Raw genomic sequence first — 26,926 nt, forward strand, 5'->3', positions numbered from 1 at the left:
GGTCACGCGCCCAGCGACAGCACTCGCTTCACGGCCTGGTCGAGCGACTCCTCCAGATCACTCCGCCAGGCCACGAAGCCGTCGGGGCGCACCAGCACCGCTCCATCGCCGCCCAGGCCGTAGACCTTCTCCCAGCGGTCTTCGGCGTCGAGGAGTTCCCCGGCGAGCACGTGGACGTCGAGGCGGACGGACAGGCGCCGCGCGGTCCGGTGCGCCGGGTCCCGCCAGCCGCCGCCCTGCGGCCCGGCGAGCAGGACCAGGTCGCGACCGAACAGATCGATCACGGACAGGAGATCGCCCCGCCGCTCGAGCACGAGATGCGGAGCACGAGCGCCGGGGGCGGCGCTCGGCCGGTGCGGGTCCTCCGGCGCCGCGCCGTACCGGTAGCCGAAGGTCATGGTCAGCTCGTCCAGGCCGTCGAGCGGCGCCGCGCCTCCGGTGACACCCCTGCCCGCGGCGATGCGCCGATGGCTGTAGGCCACGGTCAGATCTCCGACCGCCCGGCGCTCGGGGTCGTAGGTGTCGAGCAGGCCGGCTCCGGCCCGGCCGTGGAGCACGTGGGCGAGCTTCCACGCCAGGTTGTACGCGTCCTGCATGCCCAGGCTGGCGCCGAAGCCCCCGACCGGAGGCAGGACGTGCGCCGAGTCCCCGGCCAGGAAGACCCTGCCCACCCGGTACCGCGCGGCCGACCAGGCCGCCAGTTCCCACGGCATGGCGGCGATGATCTGGGCGTCGAAGGCCGGGTCGCCCACCGCCCCGCGGATCAGGGAGAGGCACCGCTCGCCGGTGAAACTCCTGTCCTCCGGCCGGCACCGCACGATGAGGGTGCCGATGCTCAGGGTGTCGTCGTGCGCGAGGATGCCCTGCACCTCGGGGTTGACGATCTGGCAGACGGCGAAGCGACGGCCGCGCAACGGACCGCTGAGGTCACCGCGGAACAGGATGCTCATCTGGTTCGCCAGCACGCCGGGGCCGGTGCGGGCGATGCCCAGGCGCTCGCGGACGCCGCCCTGGGCTCCATCCGCGGCGATGGCGTACCGGGCGCGTACCGTGCGATCCGGCAGCCGCGCGAGGACCCCCTCGTCGTCCTGCTCCAACCCGATCAGCTCGGTGCCGAACGACAGCTGGGCGCCCAGTTCTCGCGCTCGCGCGTACAGCAGCGGCTCGACCCGGTCCTGGCTGCTCAGGCACCACCGCGACGGGCTGATGTCGCGCAGGTCGGCGCGCAGCGGCAGGGTGACGCTCTCGAACTCCGGCCCCATCAGCGACTCCACCCGCGCTCTGGTGACGAAGTCGGCGAACCCGCCGGTGGCGGCGAGCAGTTCCGCTTCCAGGCCGAGTGCCCTGAGCAGTTCCATGCCCCTGGGGTTGAACCCCCGGGCACGCGGATGAATGGAGAGCCCTTCATGCTTCTCCACGAGCAGGTTGGCCACGCCCTGGGCCGAGAGGAAGGCGGCGGCGGAGAGCCCGGTGAGTCCACCCCCCACGATCAGCACCTCGGTCGTCTCGTGCCTCATCGTTCCTCCTTGAGTCCTGACGTCGCGTTGCCGGAGGTCTGCGAGTGAAGCACCGGCGGCTCGCGATCCGCTTGGAGACGGTTCGAGCCTGTCTCACGAACCATTCCCTAACGGCCTTCGAAGCGCTTCGTTCACATTGAGGGGATATCCGCGCGCTCATAGGGAGTCTCATGCCGACCATGGACACTGTGATCGACTTCAGTGACGCCGTCGTCAACACCAAGCGCGGCGGCGAGATCCGCATCCTGCTCAGCCCGAAGAGCGGAGGCTCCTCCACGGGCCTGATGGGTGTCGTCACGCTGGCCCCTGGAGAGTTCGTCTCCGAGCACTACCATCCCTATTCGGAAGAGCACCTCTACGTGATGTCCGGGCGGCCGGTGCTGCGGATCGAGGGAAGCCCCGTTCCGCTCGCGCCGCGCCAGGCGATCCTCGTCCCCAAGGGCATCCGCCACCGGCTGGAGAACCCGTCGAGCGACCCGGTCGAGGTCGTCTTCCACCTGTGCCCGCTGGCCCCCGCACCTGAGCTCGGGCACGTCGACACGGAGGAGCCGCCGGGCAGCCGGGCGACGCGACCTGACGGGGAGCCGACTCGATGAGTCCCCGGCGGGCCGTCATCACCGGCATCGGTGTCATGGCACCGGGCGGCACGGGCCGGGAGGCGTTCTGGGACCTGGTGACGTCCGGCAAAACGGCGACGCGCACCATCTCGCTGTTCGATCCCACCGGCTTCCGGTCCAGGGTCGCCGCCGAATGTGACTTCGACGCGGCGGCGCTCGGGCTCACCCCGCGGGAGATCCGCCGTATGGACCGCGCGGCCCAGCTGGCCGTGGTGAGCGCGCGGGAGGCGGTGTCCGACTCGGGGCTGGAGCCGGAACGGCTGAATCCGCACCGGGTGGGCGTGGCGCTCGGCAGCGCTGTGGGCTGCACGATGCGGCTGGAGCAGGAGTACGTCGTGCTGAGTGACCACGGCAGGCACTGGGACGTCGACCACGCCTACGCCGTGCCGCACCTGTACGACTACATGGTGCCCAGCACGCTGGCCCGCGAGGTGGCCTGGGCCTGCGGCGCCGAGGGCCCGGTGGCCCTGATCTCGACGGGCTGCACCTCCGGCATGGACGCGGTGGGCCACGGTGCCCGCATCATCGAGGAGGGGGCCGCCGACGTGGTCGTCGCGGGGGCGACCGACGCCCCCATCTCGCCGATCAGTGTCGCGTGCTTCGACGCGATCAAGGCCACATCGCCCAACAACGACGATCCCGAGCACGCCTCCCGGCCCTTCGATCTGAACCGTGACGGGTTCGTGCTGGGTGAGGGGGCCGCCGCGTTCGTTCTGGAGCCGGAGGACGAGGCGAGGCGGCGTGGAGCACACATCTATGCCGCCATCACCGGCTACGCCACGCGCAGCAACGCCTTTCACATGACCGGTCTCAAACCCGACGGGCGCGAGATGGCCGAGGCCATCGGGCACGCTTTGCACGAGGCCCAGGCGTCCGCCGAGGACGTCCACTACATCAACGCCCACGGTTCGGGGACCAAACAGAACGACAGGCACGAGACCGCCGCCTTCAAGCGGAGTCTCGGCGATCGGGCTCGCGAGATCCCGGTCAGCTCGATCAAGTCCATGGTGGGGCATTCGCTGGGCTCGATCGGCGCCATCGAACTGGCGGCGTGCGCCCTGGTGATCAACCGCGGTGTGGTCCCGCCTACGGCCAACCTGCACACCCCCGACCCCGAATGCGATCTGGACTACGTTCCGCTCACGGCGCGGGAATGCCGGGTGGCCGGCGTGCTCAGCGTGGCCAGCGGCTTCGGTGGTTTCCAGAGCGCGATGATCCTCCAGGAGCTGGGGGCGGTCCGGGGATGAGAGCTCGATCCGTGGTGACGGGCATCGGCGTCGTCGCCCCCAACGGCGCCGATCTCGAGGACTACTGGGCGGCCACGCTGAGCGGCAGGAGCGGCATCGCTCCCATGACCCGGCCGGCCGCCTCGTCCTACCCCCTCCGCCTGGCGGGGGAGGTGCCGGCGTTCGCCGCCGAGGACCACGTGCCGGGGCGCATCGCCGTCCAGACCGACCGCTGGACCCATCTCGGCCTGGCCGCGTCGGCCATGGCCCTGGCCGACGCCGACGCCGATCCGGCCGCCTTTCCCGAATACGACATGGCCGTGGTCACGGCCAGCTCCTCCGGCGGCACGGAGTTCGGCCAGCGGGAGATCCAGAAGCTGTGGAGCAGGGGACCGCGGTCCGTGGGGGCCTACCAGTCGATCGCCTGGTTCTACGCCGCCTCCACCGGACAGACCTCCATCAGGTACGGAATGCGCGGTCCCTGCCGCGTGCTGGCCACCGAGCAGACCGGAGGGATCGAGGCGCTGGCCGAGGCCAGGCGGATCCTGCGTGGTGGCGCCCGCCTGGTGCTGGCCGGCGGCACGGACGCCTCGCTGTGTCCGTACGGGATCGTGGCCCAGTTCACCAACGGGCAGATCAGCCGCGCAACCGTCCCCGAGCAGGCCTACCTGCCCTTCGATCGGCGAGCCGACGGCTACGTGCCCGGCGAGGGCGGCGCCATGATGGTGCTGGAGGATCTCGACGAGGCGCGGCGGCGCGGCGTCACCGACGTGTACGGCGAGATCGTGGGTTACGGCGCCACATTCGACCCCCCTCCCGATTCGCGACGACCTCCCAACCTGCGCCGCGCCATTCAGGTCGCCTTCGACGACGCCGGACTGACCGCCGGGGACATCGATGTCGTGTTCGCCGATGCCCATGGGACGCCGTCGGCCGACCGGCTGGAGGCGGAGACCCTGGTCTCGCTGTTCGGCGAGCGGAGTGTCCCGGTGACCGCGCCCAAGACCATGACGGGCCGGTTGTACGCCGGCGGCGCCGCTCTGGACGTGGCCACCGCGCTGCTGTCGCTACGCGACCAGACCATCCCGCCCACGGTGGGAATCCACCGTCCTGCCTTCGCGTCCGCCCTCGATCTGGTCGTCGATCAGGCTCGTCCCGCCACACTCCGCACCGCGCTCGTCGTGGCGCGCGGCCATGGCGGATTCAACGCCGCGTTGATCGTTCGACTGATTCTCGACTGAACGTCGTTCGGTAACCGACCCGTCTTTACCAGGATCACCAATGGTCGTTTCACCGTAACCGGAAACGACACGTCACTAGGGGAGAACGCATCGTGAGAGAGTTCACGCTCGATGATCTCAAGCGCATCCTCCGAGCGAGCGGAGGGGAGTCCGACGTCACCTCGCTGGAAGGCGACATAGCCGACATCGCCTTCGGCGATCTCGGCTATGACTCCCTGGCCGTCCTCGAACTGGCCGGCCGCGTCGAGGACGAGTACGCCGTGGTCGTGCCCGACGCCGCCGTCCAGGAACTGCCCACGCCCGCGGCCGTGGTCGACTTCGTGAACGCGCGACTGCGTGAGGCGGTCAGCCGATGAGCGTGCACACCGACAACGCCGTCGTCATCGACGCTCCGATGGACCTCGTCTGGCGTATGACCAACGATGTCTCCACCTGGCCGGACCTGTTCAGCGAGTACTCGGCGGCCGAGATCCTGGAGACGCGTGGCGCGACGATCCGTTTCCGGCTCACCATGCACCCTGACGAGAACGGCAATCAGTGGACCTGGGTGTCCGAGCGTACGCCTGACCCCGAGTCGCGCACCGTCACCGCACACCGGGTGGAGAAGGGCGTGTTCGAGTTCATGAACATCCGCTGGGAGTATCACGAGGTGCCCGGTGGCGTGGAGATGCGCTGGCTGCAGGACTTCGCGATGAGGTCCGACGCTCCCGTGGACGACGCGACGATGCGGGATCGGATCAACCGCAACTCCGTGGTTCAGCTGGCCCGGATCAAGAAGCAGGTCGAGGCCGCGGCCGCCCCGTCGAGCGATCGGTGACGGAGGAGACATGCAGGCCTACCTCCCGATCCTCATCGCTGTCGCGCTCCTGGCCAGCGGCATCGCCGCAGGCGTCCTGCTGTGGTCGGTCATGGGCGGAGTCCCGCTCCTGCTCAGCCTGCCCGCGGAGCGCTACGTCGAGATCCACCAGTTCTGGGGTAGCCGCTTCGACGGGCTCCAGCCGCTGCTCGTCAGCGTGACCGTGGTCCTGGGTGCGCTCCTGGCGATCCTCGCGCCGGCGCGACCGGCCAGTGCGCTCTTCGCCGTGTCGGCCGTCGCCGCGCTCGCCGTGATCATCATCTCCCGCTTCAGGAACGTCCCGCTGAAGCGCAAGGTGATGCGCCTGGACGCGCACAACCTGCCAGCCGACTGGGAGCAGCTGGACCCACGGCGCGCGTGGGCCGCCTGGAACCTGGCCCGCACCGTCTGCGGAGTCCTGGCGTTCACGGTCAACGTGGCCGCCGTCTCCCTGCTCATCTGACGTGCGGCCGGAAGAGGTGACACGGCGCATGAGCCTCGCGAAGACCTCGGTCCGCCGCCTGATCCGTCGCATTGGCGCCTACCTGCTGAGCGGGCTCAGCGAGATCGGCGCCACGTGGCACCAGTGGGACTACCTCACCTTCACCCCCATGATCCCGTTCCCGCCCGAGACGGAAGAGAGGACGGATCGGTGACGGAAGCCCCGGTGTGGATCGTCTGCCGGCAGTGCGGCGTCCGCCTGTACCGGAAGAGGTTCGAGCAGGAGCTCCAGGTGTGCCGCGAGTGCGGCCACCACGCCAGACTCGACGCGTTCCAGCGGATCGACCAGCTCCTCGACCAGGGCTCGGCCGGCGAGATGGACTTCGGGACCCCGGCCGGAGATCCGCTCGGTTTCACCGACCGGATGGCCTATCCCGACCGGCTCGCGGCGGCGCGTGCGGCCACGGGCCTGTGCGATGCCGCGGTCAGCGTGCGGGGCACGATCGAGGGCCGGCCGGTGATCCTGCTGGTGATGGACTTCGCGTTCCTCGGCGGCAGCCTGGGCGCCAGCGTAGGTGACCTGGTGGTCGGCGCGGCGGACGCCGCTCGTCAGGAGCGGATCCCGCTGATCGTGGTGACCGCCTCCGGTGGCGCTCGCATGCAGGAGGGCGTCCTGGCGCTCATGCAGATGGCCAGGACGAGCCAGGCGCTGGCCGAGCTCGACGAGGCGGGTGTCCTGACGATCACCATCGTCACCGATCCCACGTTCGGCGGCGTGGCCGCCTCCTTCGCCACACAGACCGATGTGATCATCGCCGAGCCGGGCGCCCGCATGGGGTTCGCCGGGAAGCGGGTCATCGAGCAGACGATCGGAAAACGACTGCCCGCCGACTTCCAGACCGCGTCCTCCCTCATGGAGCACGGTCTCATCGACGACGTCGTACCCCGCGTCAGGTTGCGCACGGTCCTGTCCAGGCTGCTCTCCCTCACGGATCCGCCGTCCGGCGGCGACGTCCTCCTGCCGGTGACGCCGCCCGACCGGCTCGGGGAGCCGGAGACCTCGGACCCCTGGCAGATGGTACGCAGGGCGCGCGAGCTGGAGCGGCCCACCACCCTGGACTACATCCACCACATGTACGACGGGTTCAAGGAGCTGCACGGGGACCGGGTCTCCGGAGACTGCCCCGCCATGATCGCCGGATTCGGTCACCTGGCCGGACGACCGGTCGGCATCATCGGCCAGCAGAAGGGCCATGACGCGGCGGAGCTGGCGCGGCGGAACTTCGGGATGGCCTCACCGGCCGGATACCGTAAGGCCGCCAGGCTGATGGCGCTGGCGGAGAAGCTCCGCATCCCGATCATCACGCTCATCGACACACCGGGCGCCTATCCGGGCGTGGAGGCCGAGGCGAACGGGCAGATGAACGCCATCGCCGCCAGCCTCCGCCTCATGTCCGGACTGCGCGTCCCGCTGATCGCGGTGCTCACCGGCGAGGGCGGGAGCGGTGGCGCGCTGGCTCTGGCGCTCGCCGACCGCGTCCTGGCTCTGGAACACGCGGTCTACTCGGTCATCTCACCTGAGGGATGTGCGAGCATCCTCTGGCGATCGCAGGACGCCGCCCCGACGGCCGCCCGGGCGCTGAAGGTGACGCCGTCGGACCTGTTGCGCCTGGGGATCGTCGACGACATGGTGCCCGAGCCTCCCGGGGGAGCTCAGCGCGACCACGCGCGAGCCGCGGAGATCCTGCGGGCGCGCCTCACCGCGGCTCTCGACGAGCTCACTCCTTGGGACTCCGACGCACTCGTCCGCGGGCGCCGTGCCCGCTTCGCCCGCTTCGGAGCGCAGCCGGTAAAGAAGGAGGTCAGCTTGTGAACGACGCAGAGAACCTGGCCCATCAGCTGGTGACGTTGCTGCGGCAGTTGCCGGAAACGCCCACGCGCATCCGCGTACAGCAGGGCTCCAACAGCCTTGAGGTGGAGTGGCCGGACACCGCCACCGGACCCGCCCGGCCGGCCCCGGCCACCGAGGCGCTCGATGCGCCGGACGACGGCGCCGAGCGGATGGAGTGTGTGCGCGCGCCGATGATCGGCACCTTCTACCGCGCGGCCAAACCCGGCGCGCCGCCATTCGTCGAGGAGGGCGCCGAAGTCGTCGCGGGCCAGCAGGTGGGAGTCATCGAGTCCATGAAACTCATGACACCGATCGAGACCAAGTGTTCAGGGATCGTCCGGCGGATCCTCGTACCGGACGCGACGTCCGTGGAGTACGACCACCCATTGATCGAGATCGCGATGGAAGGGTGAGATGTTCAACAGCGTACTGATAGCCAACCGCGGCGAGATCGCGTTGAGGATCGCGCGAACCTGCCGGGAGATGGGCTTACGGACGATCGCGGTCTACTCCACCCCTGATCGCGATTCTCCCGTCGTGCGCTTCGCGGACGAGGCCGTGCACATCGGCCCTGCCGCCATCAGGCACAGCTACCTCAACATCCCCGCGATCATCGAGGCGGGTAAGGCCACGGGGGCCGAGGCGATCCATCCGGGGTACGGTTTCCTGTCCGAGGACCCGGACTTCGCGGAGATCTGCGAGATGGAGGGACTGACCTTCATCGGTCCTCCGCCCGGCCTCATCGCTCAGTTCGGTGACAAAGCCGAGGCCCGCAAGCTGATGGCCGAGGCCGGCCTGCCGGTACTGCCGGGGAGCGAGCGCGCCCTGGAGAGCACCGAGGCGCGCGAGCTGGCCGATGCCATCGGCTTTCCGGTCATCCTGAAGGCCTGCGCGGGCGGAGGCGGGCGCGGGCTGAGCGTCGTCCACAGCCTCAGGGACTTCCCGCAGGCTTATCGCAACGCCCGCGCCACGGCCAACGCGGCCTTCAACGACGGTCGCGTCTACCTGGAGCGCTTCGTCGAGAACGCGCGGCACATCGAGATCCAGGTGCTGTGCGACAACCACGGCAACGTGCTGCACCTCGGCGAGCGCGACTGCTCGGTGCAGCGGCGGCACCAGAAGCTGGTCGAAGAGACCCCGGCGCCCGGCCTGGCTCCTGACCTGGCCGGAAGGATGGCAGCAGGGGCGATGGAGGCGGCCAGGCGCCTGGGTTATCGAGGACTCGGCACCTTCGAGTTCCTCGTCGACGAGCTCGGGCGCTTCTACTTCATGGAGATCAACTGCCGGATCCAGGTGGAGCACCCGGTCACCGAGATGGTGACGGGGCTCGACCTGGTACGCGAGCAGATCAGAGTCGCGGGAGGGCTGCCGGCCTCGGTGTCCCAGAGCGACATATCGCTGCGCGGTGTGGCCATCGAGTGCAGGCTCAACGCCGAGGATCCGGAGAAGGGGTTCACGCCGACGCCGGGCACTCTCACCGAGTTCGTGCCGCCCGCCGGGCCGTTCATCAGGACGGACAGCCATGCCACCACCGGATACACCATTCCCGCTGAGTACGACTCGCTCCTGGCGAAGATCGTGTCATGGGGGCCCGACCGCCAGCAGGCGCTCAATCGCATGACCCGCGCCCTCGGCGAACTCCGGGTCTCGGGACCGGGAATACGAACAACGCTCACATTCATCGAGGAGGTGATTACGCATCCGGCGTATCAGGACGGAAAACACACGACCGCACTCGTCCAGAAGCTCATCTCCGAGAGAAAGGAGCGGTAGGAGGGCGGAAGGAACGAGCATTCGGTATATAGCCAGTATATGTCGAGTATACGGCGCGCATGCGACGGAGCGCTCTGCCGGGCGGGCTTCAACGCGTCCCAGGTCGTAGCCGCGCCGCTACGAGCTGGGAGTATACGGCATTGTCTCGTTGTCATGGCCGCACCGGACCGCCTTGATGCGGCCCGGTGAGATGGCAATCCTGCGAATTTTCCGCCGAGCACAACCGGCGCTGAGCGGCGTGAAGTGCGGAGTCCTTGCCTGCCCAGATCAATTGACCTAGCATGAACGAAACTCAATAAAGATAAAATGTCTCTGCCAATGGGGGAGCCTCCCGTCGCAAAGTGACGCGCCATGAATGCTCCGCCGCTGAAAGTCATGCCAGCATCTGCCTTCGCGCCCATCCTGGAGCACTGAAATGACTCGATTGCGAGTACTCGGCACCTTGGAGCTTGAAATCCAAGATAAAATCTACTCGCCACGCCCCCCGAAGCAGCGTCAGGTCCTGGGGTTACTCTCGGTTCGCGCCAATCGGATCGTGTCACTGGAGTCCATCATCGAGGAACTCTGGGGAGACGCACCGCCCCGGAGCGCCACGACCACGGCTCAGACGTACGTCTACCAGATTCGCAAGAACCTCGGCCGGCTGTGTGACGGCCCGGAAGGCGAACTGCTCGAAACCGCCTCCCCGGGTTACATCCTCCATCTCGCTCCCGAACAGCTTGACGTGGCGGTGTTCCGCGAGCATCTGGCCAATGCGCGGGCGCATTTCAAAGAGGGCGACCGCGTGGAAGCCTCCCGCCTGCTGTGGCGGGCGTTACGGCTGTGGCGCGGTGGAGCCTTGGAAGACATCCCGCGCGGCCCTCTGCTCAGAGCGCATGTCGCGCATCTGGAGGAACAGCGCCTCCAGGCTCTGGAGATGCGGATACAGATGGATCTGCTGATGAACCGTCATCGCGACATGGTGGGCGAGCTGAAACAGCTCATCGCCGAATATCCGCTCAACGAATGGTTCTACGCACAACTCATGAGGACGCTGCAACGGTCAGGGCGCCGCGGCGAAGCCCTCCAGGTCTATCAGGTGCTCAGGCGGACCCTGCAGGAAGAGCTGGGGATCGAGCCTTCTCTCGAACTCCAGCAGCTTCAGCGGGCCGTCCTGAAAAGCGGCGAAGCGGGACAGGAGCACCTGCGCGTCCCGTCAGTGGAAGCCGGCTGAGCCGTTCCTGGTCGCGCGGAAGAACAGCATGGCGCCACTGTGCCTGAACCGCAGATCGCCGAACCCGGCGGCACCCAGCCAGCCGCGCACCTCGGCGCCCGTCCCGACCCGCCCGAATATGCCGAGCTCGCGATTCTTGGCGATCACCGCGTCCTGGCGGCGGCCCGCACCCAGCACGATGGCCGTCCCGATCAACTCCCCTCCCGCCCGGAGCACCCGCGCCATCTCGGCGACAGCGGACGGGGGATCGGGGAAGCAGTGCAGCCCGTTGTAGCTGACACACAGGTCGAAGGTCTCGTCCGGGTACGGCAGGTGCGCCACGTCGGCCTGCGCGAACTCGATGTGGGTCAGGCCACGGCGAGCCGCCTCCGTCCTGGCCCTGTCCAGCATCACGGAGGACAGATCGGCAGCCACGTAACGCGGACCGACGGACGCCCGCAGACCGCGGAACGCCACGCCGCCTCCGCACGGCACGTCGAGCACCGACTTGCTCGCCGCCATGCTTCCCAGATCGTCGAGTTCCCTGTACCACGACCTCAGCCTGGCGCCCCACAGCAGCCATGCCATGACGCGTGCCAGGCGCTGCCGTTCGACGACGCGGTCGTAGAGCGACACGTTCGTCGAACTCTTCCAGTGATCGGTTCTCATCGGGTCTCCGGTGATCTCGCGAAGGGCGCCGCCGCTTCTCGGATGGCTGCGCCTCAAGCGAACACCTCTCTGGTCAAGGCGCCTTAGGAGGCCGTTCGAGTGACCACGGGGTCCGGCTCTCAGACGACGAGGTAGGGTGAACCGGGCCTTCGAGTCGGTGAGATCGCGTGCCGGGCGAAGCGGTGGTGGCTCGGCTCAGTGCCGCTGCTCGGCGGTCGTCGTGTCGCGGTAGGCCTCGAGCAGGCGGAGCCAGACCTCGCTGATGGACGGGAAGCAGGGCACCGCGTGCCAGAGGCGGCTGACCGGCACCTGGGCGGCGACGGCGACGGTGGCCGAGTGGATCAGTTCCTCGATCGCGGGGCCGACCATGGTGACGCCGAGCAGCAGGCCGTGGTCCTCGTCCACGACCATGCGGGCGCGGCCGGTGTAGCCGTCCGCGTAGAGTCCCGCTCCGGCGACCTTCCCGCCGGTGTCGACGTCGACCACGCGGATCCGGTGCCCGGCGCGTTCGGCCTGGTCGGCGGTCAGGCCCACCGCGCCGGCCTGCGGGTCGCAGAAGTAGACCTGCGGCACCGCACGGCTGTCGGCGGTGGTGGCGTGCGGGCCCCACGGGGCGGGGTCCACCGGCCGTCCGGCCGCACGGGCGGCGATCACGGCGCCGGCCACGCGAGCCTGGTACTTGCCCTGGTGGGTGAGCAGGGCGCGGCCGTTGACGTCGCCGAGCGCGTACAGCCATCTGTCGCCCGCGACGGCGCGGACGGCGCAGGTGTCGTCCACCTCCAGCCATGAGCCCGGCTCCAGGCCGACGGTCTGCAGGCCGATGTCGCCGGTCAGCGGCCTGCGCCCGATGGCGAGGAGCACCTCGTCGGCCTCCAGCTCCGCACCGCCCGCGAGGGACAGGGTGACCGGGCCGGTGCGGTCCTGGCGGCGCAGGCCCTCGACGGTGACCCCGATCCGTACGTCGATGCCGGCCTCGGCGTAGGAGCGCGCGATCATCTCGCCGACGAAGGGCTCCATCTTCGGCAGCAGCCCTTCGGACCGTGCCAGCAGGGTGACGGAGGACCCCAGCCCCTGCCAGGCGGTGGCCATCTCGACGCCGACCCCGCCGCCGCCGATGATGGCCAGCCGCCCGGGGACCTTGGGGGAGTCGGTGGCCTCCCGGTTCGTCCACGGCCGCACGTCGGCCAGGCCCGGCAGTTCGGGGTAGTTCGGGCGGCTGCCGGTGCAGACGACCACCGCGTGGCGGGCGGTCAGGGCGACGGCGGAGCCGCCCGGGAGCTCCACGGACACGCGCCGCGGGCCGTCCAGGCGCGCGTGGCCGCGGATCAGGTCGGCGCCGATGTCCTTCAGGAACCGAGCCTGCCCCCGGTCGTCCCAGCCGGTCACCCAGGCGTCCCGCCGGGCGAGCACGGCCGTGGCGTCCGCGTTCCCGGTCACCGCCTCGCGGGCTCCGCCGATCCGGCGGGCGTCGGCGAGCGCCGTGACGGGCCGGAGCATCGCCTTGCTCGGAATGCAGGCCCAGTACGAGCATTCGCCGCCGACCAGCTCTCTTTCCACGGCGGCCACGGTCAGCCCGGCCGAGCGGACCCGCTCGGCGATCGTCTGCCCGACCGGTCCCGTGCCGATCACGATCACGTCGTATTCCTCGGCGGCCTCGTGTGCGCTCACGGCCTGCTCCTCTTCCTCGTTGCGGTGACTCCTGCCTTGGTACGCCGCCGTCGAAGGCCGCGACATCCCCGTACTTGACGGTTTCGAAGGGCACCCCGATGCACGCCGGGATTAGCCGCTTTGACGATGTGGGCTCCGGCCCGGCCGGGTGACGTGGGTCGTGACCAGGGCGCCGGCCCATGGCGGGCAGGGCGCCGAAGCGGAAGGGAGTGCTGGATGAGCATGAACTGGCTCGACCGGATGGAATCCATGCCGGTCTTCGCGGAGCGGAAACTCATCGTCGTCGGGGGCAGCAGCGGCATGGGCCGCCAGACCGCCGCGGACGTGGTCGGAGCAGGGGGAACGGCCGTCATCATCGGGCGGAACCCCGCCAAGGTGGAGGCCACCGTCAAGGAACTGGGCGGTGACGGCCGCGCGGCCGGGATCGCGGCGGACCTGTCCGATCCGACGGCCGCCGAGGAGACCCGCTGGCACCTGGCGGCCGAGCACGCCGACGCGACGCTGCTGGTCAACGCCGCGGGGTTGTTCCTGCCCAAGCCGTTCCTCGACTACGTGGGCGAGGACTACGACGCCTACCAGCAGCTGGACCGGGCGATCTTCTTCCTGACCCAGACGGTGGCCAGGGGCATGTCCGAGAGCGGGCAGGGCGGGTCGATCGTGAACATCGGCAGCATGTGGGCGCACCAGGCGGTCGGGGCGACGCCGTCGTCCGGCTATTCCCTGGCCAAGGGCGGGCTGCACTCCCTGACCCACAACCTGGCGCTGGAACTGGCGCCGCACGGAATCCGGGTGAACACCGTGGCCCCGGCCGTGGTCGCGACGCCGATCTACGAGAAGTTCGTGCCGGAGGAGCAACTGGAGGCGACGCTGCGCAGTTTCGACGCCTTCCACCCCGCCGGCCGGATCGGCACCGTCCGGGACGTGGCCAACACCATCACCTTCCTGCTGTCCCCGGCGACCGACTGGGTCACCGGCGCCGTCTGGAACGTCGACGGCGGCGTCATGGCAGGACGTAACTGACTCAGCGAGGATCCGGCCGCCTCAGGAGCGGTCGGATCCGGACCGCCACCGGAGGAATCGATCATGGCGTCCGTTCATCACCGCTACGCGACGGTGCGAGGGCACCGGCTGTTCTACCGTGAGGCAGGACCGGCCGACGCGCCGGTCGTCGTGCTCCTGCACGGCTTTCCCACCAGCTCGTTCATGTTCCGCGACCTGATCCCGCCGCTGGCGGGGCAGTACCGGGTGATCGCTCCTGACCTGCTCGGATTCGGGCTCTCCGACGCCCCGCCCGCCGACGCGTTCGACCACACCTTCGACGCCCTCCACCGGCTGACCGCCGGCCTGCTCGACGAACTGGGGGTCACCCGCTACGCCGTCTACGTGCCCGACTACGGCGCACCGATCGGCTGGCGGCTCGCGCTGGCCGACCCGCGGGCCATCACGGCGATCATCACGCAGAACGGCAACGGCTACGAGGCCGGATTCGTCGAGAGCTTCTGGAAGACCGTATGGGACTACCAGGACGTCCAGACCCCGCGGACCGAAGAGGCCGTCAGGGGCGCGCTGAGCCTGGAGACCACCCGGTGGCAGTACGTCACCAGCGTCCCGGACGAGACCCTCGTCAGCCCCGACGCCTGGCACCACGACTACGCGCTCCTGTCGCGACCAGGCAACGACGCCATTCAGTTCGCGCTCTTCCGCGACGGGACGCGGCCTCCGCGGCAGAGGACCTCGGCGTCCTGTACGGCGACCAAGGCGACCGGAACCAGACGATCCACCGCCTGAAAGAGGCGCTCGCCGGGTACCGGCAGGCCGGCGCCGACCGCGACCAGGCCCGCGTCCGGCGCCGGTTGCGCCGACTCGGCATCCGCGACCGCCACTGGACGGCCGTACCCGGCAAGCCGGTCTCCGGCTGGAACAGCCTCACCCACACGGAGCAGGCCATCGCCGAACTCGTCGCGCAGGGGCTGAACAACAAACAGGTCGCCGGGCGCATGTACCTCAGCCCCCACACCGTCGCCCACCACCTCCGCCAGGCGTTCCGCAAGCTCAGCATCGCCTCGCGGGTGGAACTCACCCGCATCGTCATCGAACGGACATGACGCTCGTCGGGCTCCCCGGTGCCGAGCTTGGTGGTGCAGTTCCCGGGCGCGATCGCGTCAGCGGCGGATTGACAAGGATGCTGTAGCACATACCATCCCCTCCATGGCCGCTCTTCCCCAGCTCCCCGCGCCGGTGACCCTCGGCGACCAGGCGTACGCGGCGATCCGTGAGGCCATCGTCACCGGCTCGCTGAGGCGGGGGGAGAAGGTCACCGAGCGCGGGCTGGCCGAGTCGCTCAACATCAGCGCGACCCCCGTCCGCGAGGCGCTGCGACGGTTGGAGCAGGACCGGCTGGTGGAGCGGACGGGCCCGCGGTCGGTCCGCATCGCCGAGTTCGGCAAGGACGAACTGCGCGAGTTCACCATGATCGAGGATGTGCTCCGGGCGCTGGCCGCCCGGCTGGCCGCGGAGAAGTCGACGGCGGCCCAGCGGCGCGCGATGGCGGGCTGCCTCGACGAGGCGGACGCGCTGCGTGCCGAGATGCGCCAGGTCGCCCCGGGTGGCGAGCGGGAGCGGGAGCTGGTGGGTGAGATCCAGGAGCTCATGCGGCGTTTCCACCTGCTCGTGGACGAGGCCGGCGGCAACGCGACGCTGATCCAGATGCTGCGTACCGTCGACGCCTTCGGTACGGCGGAGCGACGCGACAGCGTGCTGTCCCAGGCGCGCGGTGAGCACCGGGAGCGCCTCGATGAGCGTTACGGGCAGCACCGGGCCATCTTCGCGGCCATCGCCGCCGGTGACGGGGACCGGGCCGAGGAGCTGATGAGGGCCCACAGTCACGACTCGAACGTCTCCCGGATCGCCGGCCGTTTCCTCGACTGACAGTGCCTCCACTCGGGGCGCCTGTCGACCGCTGTTTGCTATAGCACATAGAACGTTACGCTCCAAGGGCGGTCCTGGCAGGGGGCGTTTCCCCTGCCTTCCACCCGATCCGCGGACCGCACCGAGCGTACGAAGGAGCGACTCCTTGACCACCTCTGACGCGTCCGCACCGACGCATCCCGGCCGCCGCCGCACGGTGATCACGGCGGTGACCTTGCTCACCGCCGTGCTCGCCGGCCCGCTCGGCGTCCCGCCCGCCCAGGCCGCCGCCTCCGCCCAAGCCGTCACACCCGCCGCCAGGGCCGACGCGCCCGCCACGAAACCCAGGCGCGCGGCCTGCCCGTCCGGCCTGGCCGCCAAGGCCACCTGCTACACCGGCCGGGACACCCACGGCGCGTACTACACGATGGCCGTCCCGAAGCGCTGGAACGGCTCCCTCGTCGTGCACGCCCACGGCGGCCCCGACGCCTCCTACGACGCCTCCACCCCGACCGAGGACCTCGCGCGCTGGGCGGTGATGGTCGACCAGGGATACGCCTGGGCCGCCTCCTCCTACCGGCGCGGCGGCTACGGCGTCAGGATGGCCGCCGCCGACACCGAGAACGTGCGCCGCCTGTTCGTGGCGCGCTTCGGCCGCCCCTCCCGCACGTACCTCCACGGCCAGTCGTGGGGCGGCAACGTCGCGGCCAAGGTCGCCGAGACCTACGGCGCCAAGCGCGGCGCGTACCACGGGATGCTGCTGACCAGCGGCAATCTGAGCGGCGGCTCGCGCGGCTACGACCACCGCGTGGACCTGCGGGTGGTCTACCAGTACTACTGCCGCAATCTTCCCCGCCCGTCGGAGCGGCAGTACCCGCTGTGGCAGGGGCTCCCCGCCGGCTCCACCCTGACGCCCGCCGCGATCCAGGCCCGCCTGCAGGAGTGCACCGGCATCGACTCCGACGAGCGGACCGCGCGGCAGCAGCGCAATCTCGACGACATCCTCGCCGTCACCCGCATCCAGGAGAAGTCCCTGAAAACAGATCTGCTGTACGCGACCTACCTGTTCCAGGACATCGTGTTCAAGCGGCTCGACGGCCGTAACCCGTTCGGCAACCGGGGCGTGCGCTACACCGGCTCCCACGACGACAAGGCGCTCAACGCGGGCGTGGCCCGATTCTCGCCCGACCCCAGCGCGCGCCGCGACCTGTCCTACGACAGCGACCTCACCGGCCGGGTGAACATCCCGGTCCTGTCCCTGCACGCGATCGACGACCCGCAGGTCGTCGTCGAGCACGAGGCGGCCTACCGCGCCACCCTCAAGGCCGCCGGCCGCGACGGGCGTCTCGTCCAGACGTTCACGACGGAGTCCGAGCACGGCGAGTTGAGCAACTCCGAGTACGCCGCCTCCATCACCGCGCTCGACAAGTGGGCACGCACCGGCCGGAAGCCGGCCCTGGACGCGATCGCCCGCTCCTGCGATTCTTTCGAACGCACGTACGACAGCGGATGCTACTACGACTCGAGCTTCCACCCAGAGGCGTTCGCCACCAAGATCCGGCCCCGGCCCGGCGGCCTGCGCTGGCCCGCGATGACCGCCGCGCAGGAGCGCGCCTGGAGCCGGATCGACGGCGTCGGCATCGCACCCTGACGGGACCCGCTCTCCGCCATCTTCGGGGCATTGGGGCCCGCGCTTGTGTCCCATTTTTGCTACAGCATATGGTGTTGGTGTGGCATTCGATCCCTGGGGCGGCGTCTGGGCCACCAGCCTGGCCGACCAGGTGTACGCCTGGCTGCGCGCCGCGGTGCAGGACGGCACGCTGGCGCGCGGGCAGAAGGTCACCGAGCGGGAGCTGGCGGCCCGGCTCGGCGTGAGCCCGACACCCGTACGCGAGGCGTTGCGGCAGCTCATCCACGAACGGGTCGTCGTACGCACCGGGCCGCGCTCCCTGCAGATCGCGCGGTACGATCCCGAGACGCTGGACGAGATCGCCGAGACGGAGGCCCGGCTGCGCGGGCTCGTGGCCCGGTTCGCCGCCCGCAAACGATCGCAGGCACTGGTCACCAGCCTGTACGAGAGCCTGGCCGAGGCGGACGCGCTGGTCGCCCGCCTCACCAGCGCGCAGCGGGACGGCACGCTGAACGAATGCGCCGAATCGCTGGCCCGGGTGATGGCGATCCTCGCCCGCTTCCACCAACGGATCGAGAGCGCCGCGGGCAACCCGGTCATGGAGGCCCTGCTCGCGCAGTCGCGGGTGTTCTCACGGGACGGACGGCTGCACCGCACCATCGAGCGGATCGACAGCCGGCCCGAACGCTTCATCCGCCGGTACCGGGAGCACCAGGCGCTCCTCGACGCGATAGCCGAAGGCGACGAGGAACGAGCCGACCACCTGGCCTACACCCACCACGTCACAGCCGCCCGCCGCCGCGGAACACCCCGCCCCTGAACCCCGCCCCTCTACGACGGCTCCTCCGGCCGGAGGAATCTGGCACCGGCACCGCCTCCGCCTCCATCGAGGGGCGCCGCCGCCACCGGTTACGACGGCGCACTTGAGGAAAAGTTCGCCGAGGTCGGCAGGTGGGTGGTCAGCCACGTGTCGAATGACTGCAGGCTCGGGTTGAGCTCGCGCAGCTGCTCATAGTCGATGAGCTCGGCGATGTCCGGGGCGGCCGCGATCAGGTACTGGAGCATGTTGCCGACCTCGGCCGCGCCCGGGAATCCCGCGGCCCGGATCAGGGCGGGGTTGACCGACTGGTAGGTGACGGGCTCGCCGAGCGCCAGGCACAGGGCGGCGGCGTACTGCTCGCCGGTGAGCAGGGACCCGGCGACGCTCACCCGCCGGCCGGCCAGCCCGAGCCCGTGGCGGAAGATCCCCAGCGCGGTCCTGCCGACGTCCTCCGCGGCGTGTGCGGCCACCCGCGCCTCGCCGAACCCGAGCGGCAGCACCAGGGCGCCCGACTCGTCACGCCGGGGCGCGAACATGTCCAGGAACGCCTCGTAGTAGACGTTCGCCTGCAGGAAGGTGGTGGGCACGCCCGACTCCAGGAAGAACCGGTCGGCCTCGGCCTTGCCGTCGGCGTGCGGCACCTTGTACGAGCCCCCGAAGGTCGGCGTCCCGTCGTCCGGCCGGAAGTAGCCGCGGGTGTCGGGCAGCGTGGACCAGACGAAATGCCGTACGCCGGCCTCCTGTCCCGCCCGCGCCGCGTTGCCGGCCTGCTCCCGCTCCCTGGCGGTCGCGGGCCGTACCAGCTCCTCCTCGGGTGTACGAGGCTCCCAGAAGTTGGTCACCACGAAGGCGCCGTGGGCGCCGTCGAACGCCTTGCGCAGGCTGTCGGCGTCGTCGAGGTCGGCCCCGACGACCTCGGCCCCGAGTGCGGCCAGCTCCGTGGCCCGGGCCGAAGCCGGGTCCCGGGTCAGGGCTCGCGCGGCGAACCGCCCGCTGCGATCGTCGAGGATCGCGCGGACCAGCCCGCCCCCTTGCGCTCCGGTCGCGCCCACCACGGCGATGATCTGCTGCTCGCTCATGGAAACCAACTCCTCACAGGTAGGTTGATGTATCAACCTGACTACCGTACAGCGCCAGGTTGATACGTCAAGCAATGAGTAGGCTGGGCGTCATGGGATGGGAACAGGAACTCGGCGAGGCCGACCGGATGTGGCGCACGTACATCGAAATGGCCAAGCACCTCAACTCGCACCTGCAGCAGCACCTGCAGCGCGAGTGCGACCTGTCCGCGGCCGACTTCGAGGTCCTGGTCCGGCTCACGGAGTCGGAGCGGCGGGAGATGCCTGTCGCGGAGGTGGCCGCCGCGACCCAGTGGGAGAAGAGCCGCCTGTCCCACCAGCTCACCCGGATGGCGCAACGCGGGCTGGTCGAGCGAGTGGACTCCGACGACCGGCGCTACCCCGACGTGCGGCTCACCGACAAGGGCTACGCGGCGATCAGCAAGGCCGTCCCCGAGCACACCGAGATGGTGCATGCCCTGTTCGTCGACGTGCTGGGGCCCGAACGGCTGGCCGGCTTCGCGCAGGCCTGCGCCGACGTGCTCCGCGCACTCGACCGGCACCGGAAGCGGGACTGCACGTTGTGAGCATGCTCCCGCGCCGCCCCCCGGTCCCGGCCCGCGGTGCGTCTTCCGCCGCGTTCGGGTGTGCGGCCGGTGGCACGTACGGAGTGGCGGAGGTCGCCTATCGGGTCTGGTCGGTCGGGCGGATGAGGATCTCGTTGACGGCGACGTGCTCCGGCTGGGTGACCGCGTACACGACGGCGTTGGCGATGTCCTCCGACCGCAGGGTGCGCATGGAGGCGGCCATCTCCTGCGCGGCGGCCACCATCGTGGGGTCCGTGTTGTGGCTGGTCAGCTCGGTGGCGACGAAGCCGGGTTCGACGACCACGACACGGACGCCCCGGGTGGTGACCTCCTGCCGCAGTGACTCGGAGAAGGCGGCGATGCCGAACTTGGTCGCGGAATAGACGCCGGAGTAGGCCGACGCGATCCGGCCCGAGGTGGAGGAGACCTGCACGATCGTGCCACCGCGCTCCAGCAGGTGGGGAAGACTCGCGTGGACCATGTACATCGAGCCGAGCAGGTTGGTCTCGACCATGCGGGTCCACTGCGTGATGTCCGCACCCAGGATCGGGCCGTTGAGCATCACCCCGGCGTTGTTCACCAGGACGTCCAGGGCGCCGAAGCGCTCGACGGTCGCCGCGACCGCGGCCCGTACCGACTCCTGGTCGGTCACGTCCAGGTCGAGGGCCAGCATCTCATCGGGCGCCTTGCGCGCCAGCGACTCCAACCGGTCGGCGCGCCGGGCCGCGACCGCGACCCGTGCCCCTTCCGCTGAGAGGGCCAGCGCGGTGGCCTCGCCGATGCCCGACGACGCTCCGGTGACGAGGGCGACCAGTCCGTTCAACGTGTTGCTCATGTGCTTCCTTCGCAGAGAATCCCAGGTTTCGGTCATGCCGCGATAGCTCGGTTGCGATCAACGAGGGAGCACGGTGTTACTCGCACTGAGCGAGCCGCGTCGTCTCCCCGGACGAGCGTCGGCTGGCCGGGGTCGCCCCCGGCCGCCAGCTAAGACCGGACAGGGTCCGGACTTGTGACAGCTGCCGCGAAAGAGGGGGCGTCGTGGCGAGGCGCGCCCGGTGAGGCGAACATTGCACCCTTTGCCCTCGAACATGAGGTCGCCTGTCACAACCGAGGCGGCTGCCTTGTCCTGGCTGTCAGCGGGGGCGCACCACAGCGCCCCGAAAGGCAGAAAGGGAACAGCAATGAAGATCGTGGTGATCGGCGGGACCGGGCTCATCGGGTCGAAGCTGGTGAAGAAGCTGGGCGAGCACGGCCACGAGGCCGTGGCCGCGGCGCCGAACACCGGCGTCGACACGCTGACCGGCGAGGGCCTGGCCGAGGTGCTGAAGGGCGCCCAGGTCGTGATCGACGTGTCGAACTCGCCCTCGTTCGAGCGCGAGGCCGTGATGAAGTTCTTCCAGACCTCCACCGGCAACCTGCTGGCGGCCGAGGCGGCGGCGGGTGTGGGCCACCACGTCGCGGTCTCGATCGTGGGGACCGAGCGGATGCCGGAGAACGACTACTTCGCGGCGAAGATCGCCCAGGAGAAGCTGATCGAGAAGTCGGGCATCCCGTTCTCGCTGGTGCACTCCACCCAGTTCTTCGAGTTCGCCCGCGGCATCGCCGACGAGGGCACGGTCGACGGCAAGGTGCACATCGCGCCGGTGCTGTTCCAGCCGATCGCGGGTGACGACGTGGCCAAGGCGGTCGGCAGGACGGCGGTGGGGACGCCGCTGAACGGCCGGATCGAGATCGCCGGGCCGACCACGTACAGGATGGACGAGTTCTTCCGCAAGGCGCTGGCCGCCTGGGGCGACACCCGCGAGGTCGTGACCGACCCGCAGGCGCGCTACTTCGGCAGCGTGCCCGGCGAGCGCTCGCTGGTGCCCGGTGACGGCGCGCAGCTCGGCACCATCACCTACCGCGACTGGCTCGACCAGTCCACCGCGAAGTAGGGCCGGGCCCAGCGCGCCCCTCCTGAACCCCGGCGAAGTACCCGCGGCGACGGGCTGCCGCCGTCCCCGCATGAATTCAGGATCGAACCAGACCGCCGGCCGACCGGCCGGCGGTCCGATCCGCCATGCCGACAACCCGAGGATTGACACGAATGAACGACGAACGACCGGTGCGGATCGACACGCTCGACAGCCTGCGCGAGCACCTGCAATGGGCGATCGAGCTGGAGCACGCGACGCTGCCGCCGTACCTGACCACGCTGTACTCCCTCGACCCTGAGCGCAACCCGGCGGCCGTCGAGCTGGTGAGCGGCGTCTTCGTGGAGGAGATGCTGCACCTGGCGCTGGCCGCGAACCTGCTCAACGCCGTCGGCGGCACGCCGCGCCTGGACACGCCGGAGATGCTGCCGCCGCACCCGCGCAAGCTGCCGCACAGCGATCTGGAGCTGTCGCTGGTGCCGTTCGGCCCGGAGGCGCTGGAGATGTTCCTGCGCCTGGAGCAGCCGGCGGCACCCGGCGCGCCGCCGGAGGACGAGGGCTACGAGACGATCGGGCAGTTCTACGCCGCGATCGAGCAGGGGTTGCGCTACCTGTGCGAAACGCTCGGCGAGAAGGAGGTCTTCTGCGGAGACCCCGCGCGGCAGGTGTACGGCGCCCGCTTCCGTCACACCGCCGGAGCGCTGTTCGCCGTCGAGGATCTGGAGTCCGCGCTGGGCGCGCTGAGGGAGATCGTCGAGCAGGGGGAGGGCAACGCCGGCGGCGACGTGTGGGACGGTGACCAGGACGTCCTCCACCCCGAACGGGAAGAGGTCGCGCACTACTACCGCTTCCAGGAGCTCAAGCTCGGCCGCCGTTACCAGCGGGGCGACACCCCGAAGTCCGGACCGACCGGTGAGCAGGTCGGCGTCGACCCGGACGGTGTGGTCCCGATGACGCCCAACCCGCGGCCGGCCGAGCCGGGCAGTGCCGTACGGGCGGCGCAGGATCTGTTCGACACCAGCTACAGCACGCTGCTGAACCAGCTGGAGCAGGCGTTCAACGGCGACCCGAAGCGGCTCACGGACGCCGTCCGGACCATGTTCACGCTCAGGGCCCAGGCACAGGCCCTGATGGCGCTGCCCGGCGGCGCCGGTCCTACCTTCGCGTACGTGCCGCCGGAAGCACGTGGCTGATCCGCGAAAGAAGACCTGCTCGGAGCCGTGCACGCCGGTGGGAGATATCAGCTGCGCGCGTGGATCCCGGTCGCCGGCCGCTCCTGGCCGGCCGCCCACGACGCCAGCAGGGCCAGACCCTCCGCGGTCGCCGTGCCGGCCGGCGCGGTGTAGACGTTCAGGAGCAGGCCGGGTTCGGCGGGCAGCTCCATCGACTCGACGTCCAGGTCGAGCCGGCCCACCACCGGATGGTGCACACGCTTGCGTCCGGACCGGTGGAGCCGGACGTCCTGAGATGCCCACCGCCGCCGGAACAGTTCACTGCGTGTCGACAGTTCACCGACCAGGGCGATCAGCTCCTCGTCGTGCGGATTGCGGCCGGCCTCCATGCGTAGCTTCGCGGCCACGTCGAAGGCGATCCGGTCGTAGTCGACGAAGAACGTTCGTGCTGCTTCGGGATCGAGATACACGAACCGCGCGGTGTTCGCCGGTCGCCGCGTGCCGGTCAGCATTGGTGCATACAGCGCGCGGGCAAGGTGATTGGTGGCCAGCACGTCATAACGGCTGTTGCAGATCCACGCCGGCGCATCGGTGATGGCGTCGAGCACCTGCTGAAGCGCCGGACGTACGGTCACGGCGGGTCGCCGGCGGCGGGCACCGCCGGGCGTCCTGGACTGCCGCGCGAGGTGGAAGAGGTGATCGCGCTCGGCCTCGTCGAGCTGCAAGGCAGAGGCCAACGCGTCGAGCACCCCGTCGGAGGCGCCGGTGAGGCTGCCACGCTCCATGCGTACGTAGTAGTCGACCGACACCCCCGCCAGCAGAGCCACCTCTTCGCGACGCAGACCTTTGACCCGGCGGTTGCCGCCGTAGGCGGGCAGTCCGGCCCGCTCGGGCGCGATCCGCGCGCGCCGCGAGCTCAGGAACTCTTTGATCTCAGTGCGCATATCGATCGTGGCCACCCATTCACCATAGGGTCCGTCCGCAGGTGGAGGGAGGTACTGCGAGTAACCCCCACCCCGGCCTGGAGGTGTGGCACAGCCTCTCAGGTGCCTGATGCGGTCGTGGCGATGCCGCCGTCGACCGGGATGACGGCGCCCGTGAGGTAGGACCCGGCCCGGCTGGCGAGGAACACGGCGATACCCGCCATGTCGTCGTCGCGGCCGAGCCGGCGCAGAGGGGCCTTCGCCGCGATCGCGTCGCCGATGGCATCGAGCGTGGACGCCATCATCTGCGACGGGAACGGCCCTGGGGCTACCGCGTTCACGGTGACGTGCCGCGGGCCCAGCTCTCTGGCGAGCACTCTGGTGAGTTGGTGGAGTCCCGCCTTGCTGCTGGCGTACGAGTAGTTGGGCGAATCGGCGACGTGGATGGCCGCGATGCTGCCGATGTTGATGATCCGCGCGGGATCATCGGCGGTGCCCGCCCTGCTCAGTGCGGGGAGCAGCGCCTGCGCCAGCCAGAACGGCGACTTGAGGTTGAGGTCGATCACCGAGCCCCAGGCCTCGGCCGGGAACGTCTCCAGCGGCTCACGCCACATCGCTCCCGCGTTGTTGACGAGGATGTCCAGGCGCTCCGCCTTGACGAGATCGGCGAGACGCTGACACTCGTCGTACCTGGACAGGTCGGCGGGGATCGCTTGAACGTCGCCGAATTCGGACAGCAGACGCTGTGCCTCCGCGCACACGTCCGCTTTGCGTGAGCTGATGATGACGCGGGCGCCCGCCTGCAGAAGGCCGCGCGCTATCATCATCCCGATTCCTCTGGTGCCGCCAGTGACAAGTGCGCATTTCCCACTCAGGTCGAAAAGATCTGCGTGAGTGGTGAACTGGTTGTCCGTCATTGAATTTCGTCCCATCTGTCGTTGCGCGCCTCCCGTGGATCCATTACTTCTTCCTCTGTGTGGCTGGGAGCCGACTCACCCAGGCTGACAGGCGTCCTAGACGTCCGGGAGACCCTGGTGAAACAGGTACTGGGAGAGCCCCTCTTGCCTGGTGCGCCGGCTCCCGCTGCCACAATTCCCTCTTCACTTTCTTGAGGCTGACGGTCAGGTGCAGGTGTAGCCGGACGGCAGGGCGGTGTCGCCGTTGGGCCTGCTCGCTTGGAAGCCGAAGCTGGTGGTGCCGGCGCCCGGCGCGAGCGTGCCGTTGTGGCTGACGCTTCTGACCGTGACGGTCTGGCCGCTGGTGCTGATGGTGGCGTTCCACGAGCCGGTCAGGGTGTGCCCGGCCGGCAGGGTGAAGGTGACGGTCCAGCTGGTCATCGTCGAGGTGCTGGTGTTGGTGATGGTCAGCGGCTGGATCACGTACCCGTTCCCCCACTGGGACTGCACGGTCGGAGTGGCGGAGCAGGCGCCGGTCGTACCTCCCTGCGTGGTGATCTGGACGGTGCCGGAGACCGATGAGACGTTGCCGGCGGCATCGCGCGCCCGGACCTGGTAGCGGTATGTGGTGGCCGCGGACAGGCCCGTGTCGGTGAACGAGGTCGTGCCCGAGGTGCCGACCTGGGTGAACGTGCCGCCCGTCGCGCCGGGAGCGCGCAGGATCTCGTAGCCGGTCACACCGGTGTCGTCGGTGGAGGCCGTCCAGGTCAGGCTGGTGCCGGTCGCGGTGGTGCCCGAGGCGGTGAGCCCGGCCGGGGCGGTCGGCGGCGTGGTGTCGGTCGGGCTGGTGGTCAGGCCGAAGAACTCGATGGCGTAGCGGGCCATACCGCTCTGCGGAAGAGCATGCCCGGCGCCCTGGATGCTGTACGCCTCCACCTGCACGCTGCCGGACGGATTGGCGTACCGGCTGCGGTTCCAGCCTGCCTGCGGGGTGTCGGTGCTGGTCGGGGTCTGGCTCAGCCCGAAGACATTGGTCCACTGCTCGATCGACTCTCGCAGCAGCGAGTAGGGCACGAGGGTGTCGCTGGTGCCGTGCCACAGTTGCATGCGCGGGCGGGGCCCGGAATATCCCGGGTACGCCTGGCGGACCGCGTCGCCCCACTGCTGAGGTGTCCGGTCCATGCTCCCGCCGGTGCACCTGCTGCTCCCTGGCGGGTAGTCGGAGGCGCCGGCGAAGCAGTTGAAGGGCACACCCATGAAGGAGGCCCCTGCCTTGAACACGTCCGGGTGGACGGCGAGCATGTGCTGGGTCATCATGCCGCCGGACGAGCTTCCAGTGGCGTAGACCCGGTTCGGGTCTCCCTGATGGTTCCGCTCGACATAGTCGATCATCGAGATGATCGAGACCGGATCGCTGCCGCCGCCGCGCTGCTTGGCCGCGTCCGACCAGGTGTCGAAGCAGTTGCCGAACCCCGCCGACTGGGTGGCGGTCGGGTAGATGACGATGAAGCCGTGTCGATCCGCCAGCGAGGCGAACTCACTGCCCTGGTAGAAGCCGGGACCGGAGCCACCGCAGCCATGCATCGCGACCACGATCGCCGGCGAGGCCGGGCGCGAGTCCGGCACATAGAGGTGCATCCGCATGTTGCCCGGGTTGCTGCCGAAGCTGGTCACCTCCACCAGAGTGGCGGCGAGGGCCGGCGATCCGAGTACAACGGTCATGACGGCAAAGAGCGCTGCGGCGCAGACACCGGCCAGCACCGTGGTCAATCGTCTCATTCGCGCTCCTCCTCTCCATGTCCGCGGCGCGCCGCGGATCGGTCCGCCGCGTATTGACGTCGGTCGCTGGAAAATAAAAGGGCGGCGATCCACCGTCAATGCACGCCTGGTGCGCTCGCCCGCCGGTTCACCTGGCAGTGAGCCGTTTACCCTGGTTATCAAGTAACTTGC

Annotated in this window: 28 protein-coding genes; 20 read left to right on the top strand and 8 right to left on the bottom strand. The window is 69.7% G+C overall.

Annotation, left to right across the window (positions count from 1 at the left end; all coding sequences use genetic code 11):
• Positions 1–2 precede the first annotated feature (2 nt).
• Positions 3–1,517, bottom strand: coding sequence for an FAD-dependent monooxygenase (locus tag B0I32_RS23975; RefSeq protein ID WP_106243236.1), 1,515 nt, complete (start codon positions 1,515–1,517; stop codon positions 3–5).
• A gap of 179 nt (positions 1,518–1,696) precedes the next feature.
• Here B0I32_RS23975 and B0I32_RS23980 point away from each other — a divergent pair, with 179 nt between their 5' ends.
• From B0I32_RS23980 to B0I32_RS24025, 11 genes are all read left to right on the top strand, one after another.
• Positions 1,697–2,113 (top strand): cupin domain-containing protein, encoded by a 417-nt coding sequence (locus B0I32_RS23980; protein ID WP_245955993.1) that lies wholly within the window; start codon positions 1,697–1,699, stop codon positions 2,111–2,113.
• Entirely contained in the window at positions 2,110–3,381 is a 1,272-nt protein-coding gene (locus B0I32_RS23985) for a beta-ketoacyl-[acyl-carrier-protein] synthase family protein (RefSeq protein WP_106243241.1), read from the top strand. The genes B0I32_RS23980 and B0I32_RS23985 overlap by 4 nt, the downstream gene beginning before the upstream one ends.
• Positions 3,378–4,601, top strand: coding sequence for a ketosynthase chain-length factor (locus B0I32_RS23990; protein WP_106243243.1), 1,224 nt, complete (start codon positions 3,378–3,380; stop codon positions 4,599–4,601). The genes B0I32_RS23985 and B0I32_RS23990 overlap by 4 nt, the downstream gene beginning before the upstream one ends.
• 92 nt (positions 4,602–4,693) lie before the next feature.
• A complete protein-coding gene (locus tag B0I32_RS23995) occupies positions 4,694–4,957 on the top strand; it encodes an acyl carrier protein (RefSeq protein ID WP_106243245.1) in 264 nt (87 codons plus the stop codon).
• Positions 4,954–5,418 (top strand): SRPBCC family protein, encoded by a 465-nt coding sequence (locus B0I32_RS24000; RefSeq protein ID WP_106243247.1) that lies wholly within the window; start codon positions 4,954–4,956, stop codon positions 5,416–5,418. Before B0I32_RS23995 ends, B0I32_RS24000 begins: the two co-directional genes overlap by 4 nt.
• Before the next feature lie 10 nt (positions 5,419–5,428).
• The gene (locus tag B0I32_RS24005) at positions 5,429–5,899 is read left to right on the top strand and encodes an anthrone oxygenase family protein (protein WP_106243249.1); all 471 of its coding nucleotides are present in this window, start codon (positions 5,429–5,431) and stop codon (positions 5,897–5,899) included.
• A 28-nt stretch (positions 5,900–5,927) separates the two neighbouring features.
• Positions 5,928–6,092, top strand: coding sequence for a hypothetical protein (locus tag B0I32_RS57825; protein ID WP_181307706.1), 165 nt, complete (start codon positions 5,928–5,930; stop codon positions 6,090–6,092).
• A complete protein-coding gene (locus tag B0I32_RS24010; RefSeq protein ID WP_106243251.1) occupies positions 6,089–7,750 on the top strand; it encodes an acetyl-CoA carboxylase carboxyltransferase subunit alpha in 1,662 nt (553 codons plus the stop codon). The genes B0I32_RS57825 and B0I32_RS24010 overlap by 4 nt, the downstream gene beginning before the upstream one ends.
• A complete protein-coding gene (locus B0I32_RS24015) occupies positions 7,747–8,181 on the top strand; it encodes an acetyl-CoA carboxylase biotin carboxyl carrier protein (RefSeq protein ID WP_106243254.1) in 435 nt (144 codons plus the stop codon). The genes B0I32_RS24010 and B0I32_RS24015 overlap by 4 nt, the downstream gene beginning before the upstream one ends.
• A gap of 1 nt (position 8,182) precedes the next feature.
• Positions 8,183–9,541, top strand: a complete 1,359-nt coding sequence (locus B0I32_RS24020) for an acetyl-CoA carboxylase biotin carboxylase subunit (protein WP_106243256.1) — start codon at positions 8,183–8,185, stop codon at positions 9,539–9,541.
• Positions 9,542–9,956: 415 nt separating this feature from the next.
• On the top strand, positions 9,957–10,754 hold the full coding sequence (locus tag B0I32_RS24025) for an AfsR/SARP family transcriptional regulator (RefSeq protein WP_106243258.1): 798 nt from the start codon (positions 9,957–9,959) through the stop codon (positions 10,752–10,754).
• On the opposite strand, the gene B0I32_RS24030 is transcribed toward B0I32_RS24025, so the two are convergent.
• Positions 10,737–11,402: a class I SAM-dependent methyltransferase gene (locus B0I32_RS24030; protein WP_106243261.1), complete on the bottom strand. Its 666-nt coding sequence runs from the start codon at positions 11,400–11,402 to the stop codon at positions 10,737–10,739. The genes B0I32_RS24025 and B0I32_RS24030 overlap by 18 nt on opposite strands.
• Positions 11,403–11,597: 195 nt before the next feature.
• Positions 11,598–13,070, bottom strand: coding sequence for a dihydrolipoyl dehydrogenase family protein (locus tag B0I32_RS24035; protein WP_245955994.1), 1,473 nt, complete (start codon positions 13,068–13,070; stop codon positions 11,598–11,600).
• Between the two features lie 216 nt (positions 13,071–13,286).
• On the opposite strand from B0I32_RS24035, the gene B0I32_RS24040 reads away from it, so the two are divergent.
• From B0I32_RS24040 to B0I32_RS24065, 6 genes are all read left to right on the top strand, one after another.
• On the top strand, positions 13,287–14,090 hold the full coding sequence (locus tag B0I32_RS24040) for an SDR family NAD(P)-dependent oxidoreductase (protein WP_219911989.1): 804 nt from the start codon (positions 13,287–13,289) through the stop codon (positions 14,088–14,090).
• A 63-nt stretch (positions 14,091–14,153) separates the two neighbouring features.
• Positions 14,154–14,858, top strand: a complete 705-nt coding sequence (locus B0I32_RS24045; protein WP_106243266.1) for an alpha/beta fold hydrolase — start codon at positions 14,154–14,156, stop codon at positions 14,856–14,858.
• 65 nt (positions 14,859–14,923) lie between these two features.
• Positions 14,924–15,175, top strand: a complete 252-nt coding sequence (locus B0I32_RS57830) for a response regulator transcription factor (RefSeq protein WP_181307741.1) — start codon at positions 14,924–14,926, stop codon at positions 15,173–15,175.
• A gap of 103 nt (positions 15,176–15,278) precedes the next feature.
• Positions 15,279–15,998, top strand: coding sequence for a GntR family transcriptional regulator (locus B0I32_RS24055; RefSeq protein ID WP_106243268.1), 720 nt, complete (start codon positions 15,279–15,281; stop codon positions 15,996–15,998).
• Between the two features lie 145 nt (positions 15,999–16,143).
• Positions 16,144–17,628: an alpha/beta hydrolase family protein gene (locus B0I32_RS24060; protein WP_219911990.1), complete on the top strand. Its 1,485-nt coding sequence runs from the start codon at positions 16,144–16,146 to the stop codon at positions 17,626–17,628.
• A 79-nt stretch (positions 17,629–17,707) separates the two neighbouring features.
• On the top strand, positions 17,708–18,427 hold the full coding sequence (locus tag B0I32_RS24065) for a GntR family transcriptional regulator (RefSeq protein WP_181307708.1): 720 nt from the start codon (positions 17,708–17,710) through the stop codon (positions 18,425–18,427).
• 89 nt (positions 18,428–18,516) lie between these two features.
• Here B0I32_RS24065 and B0I32_RS24070 read toward each other — a convergent pair whose 3' ends face one another.
• Positions 18,517–19,506 carry an NmrA/HSCARG family protein gene (locus tag B0I32_RS24070; RefSeq protein WP_106243273.1) on the bottom strand — a complete coding sequence of 330 codons (990 nt, stop codon included), beginning with the start codon at positions 19,504–19,506 and terminating at the stop codon, positions 18,517–18,519.
• A gap of 92 nt (positions 19,507–19,598) precedes the next feature.
• On the opposite strand from B0I32_RS24070, the gene B0I32_RS24075 reads away from it, so the two are divergent.
• Positions 19,599–20,072 carry a MarR family winged helix-turn-helix transcriptional regulator gene (locus B0I32_RS24075; protein ID WP_106243276.1) on the top strand — a complete coding sequence of 158 codons (474 nt, stop codon included), beginning with the start codon at positions 19,599–19,601 and terminating at the stop codon, positions 20,070–20,072.
• Positions 20,073–20,169: 97 nt separating this feature from the next.
• On the opposite strand, the gene B0I32_RS24080 is transcribed toward B0I32_RS24075, so the two are convergent.
• Positions 20,170–20,907, bottom strand: coding sequence for an SDR family NAD(P)-dependent oxidoreductase (locus B0I32_RS24080; protein WP_106243279.1), 738 nt, complete (start codon positions 20,905–20,907; stop codon positions 20,170–20,172).
• A gap of 346 nt (positions 20,908–21,253) precedes the next feature.
• Between B0I32_RS24080 and B0I32_RS24085 the strand changes: the two genes are divergently transcribed.
• Positions 21,254–22,006, top strand: coding sequence for an SDR family oxidoreductase (locus B0I32_RS24085; RefSeq protein WP_106243281.1), 753 nt, complete (start codon positions 21,254–21,256; stop codon positions 22,004–22,006).
• A gap of 152 nt (positions 22,007–22,158) precedes the next feature.
• Positions 22,159–23,178, top strand: a complete 1,020-nt coding sequence (locus B0I32_RS24090; RefSeq protein WP_106243284.1) for a ferritin-like domain-containing protein — start codon at positions 22,159–22,161, stop codon at positions 23,176–23,178.
• 47 nt (positions 23,179–23,225) lie between these two features.
• Here B0I32_RS24090 and B0I32_RS24095 read toward each other — a convergent pair whose 3' ends face one another.
• From B0I32_RS24095 to B0I32_RS24105, 3 genes are all read right to left on the bottom strand, one after another.
• A complete protein-coding gene (locus B0I32_RS24095; RefSeq protein ID WP_219912000.1) occupies positions 23,226–24,107 on the bottom strand; it encodes a helix-turn-helix transcriptional regulator in 882 nt (293 codons plus the stop codon).
• 92 nt (positions 24,108–24,199) lie between these two features.
• Complete coding sequence (locus tag B0I32_RS24100) at positions 24,200–24,997, bottom strand: SDR family oxidoreductase (protein WP_106243289.1); 798 nt, start codon at positions 24,995–24,997, stop codon at positions 24,200–24,202.
• Positions 24,998–25,201: 204 nt separating this feature from the next.
• Entirely contained in the window at positions 25,202–26,755 is a 1,554-nt protein-coding gene (locus B0I32_RS24105) for an extracellular catalytic domain type 1 short-chain-length polyhydroxyalkanoate depolymerase (protein ID WP_106243291.1), read from the bottom strand.
• Positions 26,756–26,926: the final 171 nt, after the last annotated feature.

This window comes from Nonomuraea fuscirosea (genome assembly GCF_003001935.1).
Classification (GTDB): domain Bacteria; phylum Actinomycetota; class Actinomycetes; order Streptosporangiales; family Streptosporangiaceae; genus Nonomuraea; species Nonomuraea fuscirosea.